At 54.0% G+C, this 6,207-nt stretch carries 6 protein-coding genes; all 6 read left to right on the top strand.

Features of this window, described 5'->3' with window-relative positions; translation table 11 throughout:
* Position 1: 1 nt before the first annotated feature.
* The 6 genes from argF (at position 2) to tyrS (ending at position 5,778) form a co-directional block, all read left to right on the top strand.
* Positions 2-997, top strand: coding sequence for an ornithine carbamoyltransferase (gene argF, locus O146_RS0104915; RefSeq protein ID WP_027017831.1), 996 nt, complete (start codon positions 2-4; stop codon positions 995-997).
* Positions 994-1,491 (top strand): arginine repressor, encoded by a 498-nt coding sequence (locus O146_RS0104920; protein WP_021352202.1) that lies wholly within the window; start codon positions 994-996, stop codon positions 1,489-1,491. Before argF ends, O146_RS0104920 begins: the two co-directional genes overlap by 4 nt.
* Before the next feature lie 161 nt (positions 1,492-1,652).
* Positions 1,653-2,855, top strand: coding sequence for an argininosuccinate synthase (locus tag O146_RS0104925; RefSeq protein ID WP_021352201.1), 1,203 nt, complete (start codon positions 1,653-1,655; stop codon positions 2,853-2,855).
* Between the two features lie 8 nt (positions 2,856-2,863).
* A complete protein-coding gene (gene argH / locus O146_RS0104930) occupies positions 2,864-4,309 on the top strand; it encodes an argininosuccinate lyase (RefSeq protein ID WP_027017832.1) in 1,446 nt (481 codons plus the stop codon).
* A 9-nt stretch (positions 4,310-4,318) separates the two neighbouring features.
* On the top strand, positions 4,319-4,510 hold the full coding sequence (locus O146_RS0104935) for a Trm112 family protein (RefSeq protein WP_027017833.1): 192 nt from the start codon (positions 4,319-4,321) through the stop codon (positions 4,508-4,510).
* 2 nt (positions 4,511-4,512) lie between these two features.
* Positions 4,513-5,778 (top strand): tyrosine--tRNA ligase, encoded by a 1,266-nt coding sequence (tyrS, locus tag O146_RS0104940; RefSeq protein WP_027017834.1) that lies wholly within the window; start codon positions 4,513-4,515, stop codon positions 5,776-5,778.
* Positions 5,779-6,207: the final 429 nt, after the last annotated feature.

Raw genomic sequence — 6,207 nt, forward strand, 5'->3', positions numbered from 1 at the left:
TATGACATCGCAAGCACAACCTTCACAGCTTCGTCATTTATTGGCGGATGATTCGATTACTCCCGCTGAGCAAAAAGAAATTCTTGCTCTCGCTGCTGAATTGAAAGCCGACCCGCTGAGCCACCGCCCATTGTCCGGCGGCCGCAGTGTGGCAGTCGTCTTCGATAAGACTTCGACTCGTACCCGTTTTTCTTTCGATGCCGGTATCGCTCAGCTGGGAGGAAGTGCCATCGTTACCGAGGCCGGCGCCTCCCAGATGGGCAAAGGTGAAACTGTTGCCGATACTGCGCGGGTGCTTTCGCGCTACGTCGAGGCGATTGCCTGGCGCACGTACGAGCAAGCAGGCTTAGAAGATATGGCGGCACACGCCACCGTGCCTGTCATCAACGCGCTTTCAGATGATTTCCACCCGTGCCAGATCTTGGCAGATCTGCAGACCATGACGGAATCTCTCTGCCCAGACAAAGGAGCAGCAGGATTGTCCGGCAAGAAAGTTGCATATCTGGGCGACGGCGACCAGAACATGGCTAACTCCTACATGCTGGGCCTGGCGATGGCTGGTATGGATGTGTGGATCATTTCACCCGAAGATTTCCAACCGCAGGTGAAATTCGTTGATCGTGCTCGTCGACAAGCAAAAATTACTGGCGGCAATGTGACCGTGAGTGCGGATCCGGCAGATGTGGCGGGCGCGGAAGTCGTGATCACTGATACTTGGGTATCCATGGGGCAAGAAGGCGACGGTAAAGATCGCACCACGCCATTCGTGCCGTATCGGGTAACGCAAGAAATCATGGACAAGGCCGCAGAAAACGCGATTTTCCTGCACTGCCTTCCGGCATATCGTGGTAATGAAGTCACGGCAGAGGTCATTGATGGCCCAGCTTCACGTGTTTTTGACGAGGCAGAAAACCGTCTGCATGCACAAAAGGCCGTGCTTGTGTGGTTGCTGGGCATTGCCTCCGGTAATCCAGTAGCGAAAGCGAGGAAGCTATGACACACACCTACTCCCGTACCGGGCGCCAAGCACGGATCGTGGAATTGCTGGAACAGACGCGCATTTATTCGCAGGCGCAACTATCCAAGCTCTTATTGGCCGAAGGCTTCGAAACCACCCAGGCCACGCTGTCTCGAGACCTTGACGAGCTCGGCGCTCGGAAGGTCAAACCCGTCGACGGGCGCAGCTTTTATGTGGTCGGCGACGCCGAATCACTACAAGTACCGTCTGCGTCCGGGCCTCGGGATAAACTCCGCAAAATGATGGCTGATCTCGTGGTTGCAGCTGATCACTCGGCGAATACAGCGGTGCTGCGTACGCCGCCCGGTGCCGCGCCCTACCTCGCGAGTTTCATTGACCGAGTGGGTGTATCCGACATCGTCGGCACGATTGCTGGTGATGATACCGTCTTTGTGCTCGCACGTGATCCGCTCACTGGAAAAGAACTCATCGACTCCTTGGCGGATGGGGCAGCCACGATTGACCCCGAGTAACCCCAGCGCGAAAAGTACCCAAAACCCCGAACATTGTTAAACAATGGCGGGCCTCTACACTGAATCCGGACGGTGTTGGCTCCGTACCAACGGCGGGTCACGCTTCTCGTCGATAGCGCCCGGAACAACCGAAAGCAACAAACAACAGTAAAGGAACGATCATGAAAAACCGCATCGTACTTGCGTACTCCGGAGGTTTGGACACCTCAGTAGCTATTCCATACCTGGCACGCCAAACGGAAGGCGAAGTTGTCGCCGTGGCACTAGACCTGGGCCAGGGGGGCGAAGACATGGAATCGGTCCGTCAGCGTGCACTGGATTGCGGCGCTGTGGAATCCATTGTCGTCGATGCTCGCGACGAGTTCGCTGAAGAATATTGCTTGCCGACGGTCCAGGCCAATGGCATGTACATGAAGCAGTACCCACTGGTGTCTGCGATTTCGCGTCCGCTGATCGTCAAGCACCTGGTGCAGGCTGCCCAAGAACACGGCGGCACGCACGTCTCTCACGGTTGCACTGGTAAGGGTAATGACCAGGTTCGCTTCGAAGTTTCCTTCCGTGCGTTGGATCCATCACTGGACATCATTGCGCCAGCGCGTGACTATGCCTGGACTCGTGATAAAGCCATCGAGTTTGCTAACGAGATTGATTTGCCGATTGAGCAATCGGAGAAATCACCATTCTCGATTGACCAAAATGTATGGGGCCGTGCTGTCGAGACTGGCTTCCTGGAAGACTTGTGGAACCCTCCAACAAAAGATCTCTACGCATACACTGAGGACCCAGCGCTGGGTAACGCTCCAGACGAAGTGATCATTTCTTTCGAAGCCGGACGCCCGGTTGCTGTTGATGGCAAGAAGCTTTCTCCGCTTGAAATTATTGAAGAGCTCAACCGCCGTGCAGGTGCGCAGGGCGTAGGCCGGTTGGACATGGTGGAAGACCGTTTGGTTGGTATCAAGTCTCGTGAAGTCTACGAAGCCCCGGGCGCGATGGTGTTGATTAAGGCGCACGAAGCCATCGAAGACGTCTGCCTGGAGCGTGAGGTTGCTCGTTACAAGCGCAGCATCGATGCCCGTTGGTCTGAAGAAGTTTACGACGGCCTGTGGTTCAGCCCATTGAAGAAGTCGTTGGATGCTTTTATCCAGTCGACCCAGGAGCACGTCACCGGCGATATCCGTCTGGTATTGCACGCCGGCAACATCATCGTTAACGGCCGTCGCTCAAACCAGTCGCTGTATGATTTCAACCTGGCTACTTACGATACTGGCGATACCTTCGACCAGACCGCCGCGAAAGGCTTCGTTCAGTTGCACGGTCTGTCCACCCAGATTTCTAACAAGCGTGATCGCGAGGCAAATAACTAATGGCTGGAATTCAGGCGCATTCCACGAACGAAGGCGCACTGTGGGGCGGACGCTTTTCAGGCGGTCCGTCCGATGCCATGGCTGCGCTATCTGTATCCACGCACTTTGATTGGGTTCTTGCACCTTATGATGTGCTTGCCTCGAAAGCTCACGCCCGTGTTTTACATAAAGCTGAGTTGCTCTCGGATGAGGACTTGGAGGCAATGCTCGCTGGTCTTGACCAGCTTGGCCGTGATGTCGAATCGGGCGAGTTTACGCCGGATCCTGGTGATGAAGACGTGCATGGTGCGATGGAGCGTGGCCTGATTGATCGTGTTGGCAAGGAATTGGGAGGCCGGTTGCGGGCAGGTCGTTCACGTAACGACCAGGTTGCCACGTTATTCCGCATGTGGGTACGCGACGCCATTCGCGACGTAGCTACGCAAGTTGTCGACCTCATCGACGCGCTTGCGGCACAGGCAAAAGCACACCCACGTGTAATCATGCCGGGTAAGACTCATTTCCAGGCTGCGCAGCCGATCTTGTTGGCGCACGGCTTGCTGGCCCACGCACAACCGTTGCTGCGCGATCTTGATCGACTCCGCGATTTAGATAAGCGTTTGGCAGTATCGCCCTATGGTTCTGGTGCGTTGGCTGGTTCTTCGTTGCAGCTGGACCCAGAAGCTATCGCGGAGGAGCTGGGCTTTGACAGTTCTGCGGAAAACTCTTTGGACGGAACCTCATCGCGAGATTTTGCTACGGAAGCAGCATTCGTGTTGGCGCAGATCTCCGTCGATATGTCCCGCCTGTCCGAAGAAATTATTGCCTGGTCGACGCCAGAATTTGGCTATGTCACCTTGAGTGATGAATGGTCCACGGGCTCATCGATCATGCCGCAGAAAAAGAACCCGGACATTCCGGAACTGCAGCGTGGGAAGACTGGCAGGCTAATTGGTAATCTCACCGGGCTGCTTTCGACGTGCAAGGCTTTGCCTCTGGCGTATAACCGCGATTTGCAAGAGGACAAAGAATCGCTTGTCGACGGTTTTGCCCAGTTAAACTTGGTGCTTCCCGCAATGACGGGCTTGGTTTCTACGCTGGTATTCCACGAAGACCGGATGCGTGAACTCGCACCCCGCGGGTTTACTTTGGCCACGGACTTGGCCGAGTGGATGGTGCGTCAGGGAGTCCCATTCCGTGAAGCACACGAAGCGTCTGGTTCGTGCGTCCGCTTAGCTGAACAAGCAGGGGTTGATCTGGTGGATCTCTCCGATGAGCAGCTTGCAAGCGTCGACAGGCGATTGACCCCAGAGGTTCGTGATGTACTGACCATTGATGGCGCGGTGGCATCGCGAGCAACCCGTGGCGGAACTGCTGGTGTCCGCGTCGACGAACAGCGCGAATCCGTGGAAAAGGCAGCCACCGAGTTCCGTGAATGGGCCTCTATCACTGTCGCGGATAAAGCGAAGCGATAAGCTAGCCGCATGAGTCTTGATCCCCGGTTATTGGAAATTTTGGCCTGTCCACAAGACAAAGGTCCATTGGCGTATCGCGAAGCAGAAAACGTGCTCGTCAATGAACGGAAAGGCATTGCCTACCGTATTGACGAGAATGTGCCTGTGCTGCTTGCCGACGAAGCAATGGAGTGGCCGAATGATTCCCAAGGAGAGAATTAACCATGAATAATATCGTTGCTGAACTGCAATGGCGTGGTCTGATTAATCAGTCCACTGATCTCGATGAGCTGCGCGAAGCGACATCGAAGCCCATCGCGTTGTATTGCGGATTCGATCCGACTGGGGATTCCTTGCACGCTGGCCACTTGGTTCCGATGATTATGTTGCGGCGTTTTCAAGAAGCAGGTCATCGGCCGTTTGTTTTGGCAGGTGGTGCTACTGGTTTTATTGGAGACCCTCGTGATGTGGGGGAGCGCTCGATGCTCAGCGAAGCGGAGCTTGAAGCTAACGTCTCTGCGATTAAACAACAGCTGCGACAGTTTGTAGACTTCACGGGCGATAACGCTGCGACATTGGTCAATAACGCGGACTGGACGATGGGAATGTCTGTCGTGCAATTCCTGCGAGATATCGGAAAAAACTTCTCGCTGAACACCATGTTGGACCGTGACACCGTGAAGCGTCGTTTGGAATCGGATGGAATTTCTTACACTGAGTTTTCCTACATGTTGTTGCAAGCCAATGATTACCTGTACTTGAACAAAGAACACGATGTGGTTTTGCAGATTGGTGGCTCGGACCAATGGGGCAACATCATTTCTGGTGTTGATTTGAACCGTCGTGTTTCTGGTGCGAAAACCCACGCGCTAACAGTCCCATTGGTTACAGATGCCAGCGGGAAGAAGTTTGGGAAATCCACTGGGGGCGGAAAGCTATGGTTGGACCCGGAAAAAACTAGTCCTTATGCGTGGTACCAGTATTTTGTGAATGCTGGTGATGCCGATGTTGTGCGTTATCTCAAGATGTTCACGTTCCTTTTACAAGAAGAAATTGCTGAATACGAGCGTGCCGTAGCCGAAGAACCGCACAAGCGTGCCGCGCAACGGCGGCTGGCTGAAGAAATGACCGACCTGGTTCACGGAGTGGAAGCACGAAAAGCCGTGCAACTGGCGTCGCAAGCTTTATTCGGTCGCGCCGATTTGGCAGACCTCGATGAGCGGACGCTAGAAGGTGCGCTACAAGAAACCACAGTTGCGGAAATCTGTGCAGGTGAAGCACGTTCAATCGTAGATCTGTTGGTTGTTTCCGGTTTAGCGGAATCCAAAGGCGCTGCTCGTCGAACGATCAAAGAAGGCGGTGCATACGTGAATAACCAGCGCATAGAATCAGCTGAATGGGAGCCAGAAACGGACGACCTGTTGCATGGCAAATGGTTGGTACTACGGCGTGGAAAGAAAAACTTTGCCGGGGCGAAAGTCACGATATAGGGCAAGTTATATATCGCGATTTATGCCTTATGACCTGGCGATTTGTGAACAATCTATAACGTGTGTAGATTAATCCAAGTCGCCGCGAGGGGCTGACAGAGAAAATAACTTCACAGGATGTTGGTTCTGGTGGTTGTGTTCTTTGTTTGTCTGGTGGTGATGGTGATAATTTTATAGGGCCGATGCTCGCTGGCTTTCGGATGGTTTTTGCTGTTTGTTGTGTTGGTGGGTGGCGCTGGTTGTGGGGGCTTTCTGGTTCCGGTTGTTGTGATGAACGACACAGTGTTCTGGTTTGTGTTTCTGCAACGTGGTGTGTAACATCGGTCTGGCTGCTTTACGGAAGGGTGCTCGTTGATAAGGGTGCTTGAGTAGTGGGGTGGTGGTGTTGTGTGAGAACTCAATAGCGTGTCAATGTACTTATTATTTTTG

Source organism: Corynebacterium pseudodiphtheriticum DSM 44287 (genome assembly GCF_000688415.1).
Classification (GTDB): Bacteria; Actinomycetota; Actinomycetes; order Mycobacteriales; family Mycobacteriaceae; genus Corynebacterium; species Corynebacterium pseudodiphtheriticum.

What these genes read in the sequence shown, in the direction of transcription:
- argF (WP_027017831.1), top strand. Translation starts at nt 2, where the DNA reads ATGACATCGCAAGCACAACCTTCACAGCTTCGTCATTTATTGGCGGAT.
- O146_RS0104920 (WP_021352202.1), top strand. Translation starts at nt 994, where the DNA reads ATGACACACACCTACTCCCGTACCGGGCGCCAAGCACGGATCGTGGAA.
- O146_RS0104925 (WP_021352201.1), top strand. Translation starts at nt 1,653, where the DNA reads ATGAAAAACCGCATCGTACTTGCGTACTCCGGAGGTTTGGACACCTCA.
- O146_RS0104935 (WP_027017833.1), top strand. Translation starts at nt 4,319, where the DNA reads ATGAGTCTTGATCCCCGGTTATTGGAAATTTTGGCCTGTCCACAAGAC.
- tyrS (WP_027017834.1), top strand. Translation starts at nt 4,513, where the DNA reads ATGAATAATATCGTTGCTGAACTGCAATGGCGTGGTCTGATTAATCAG.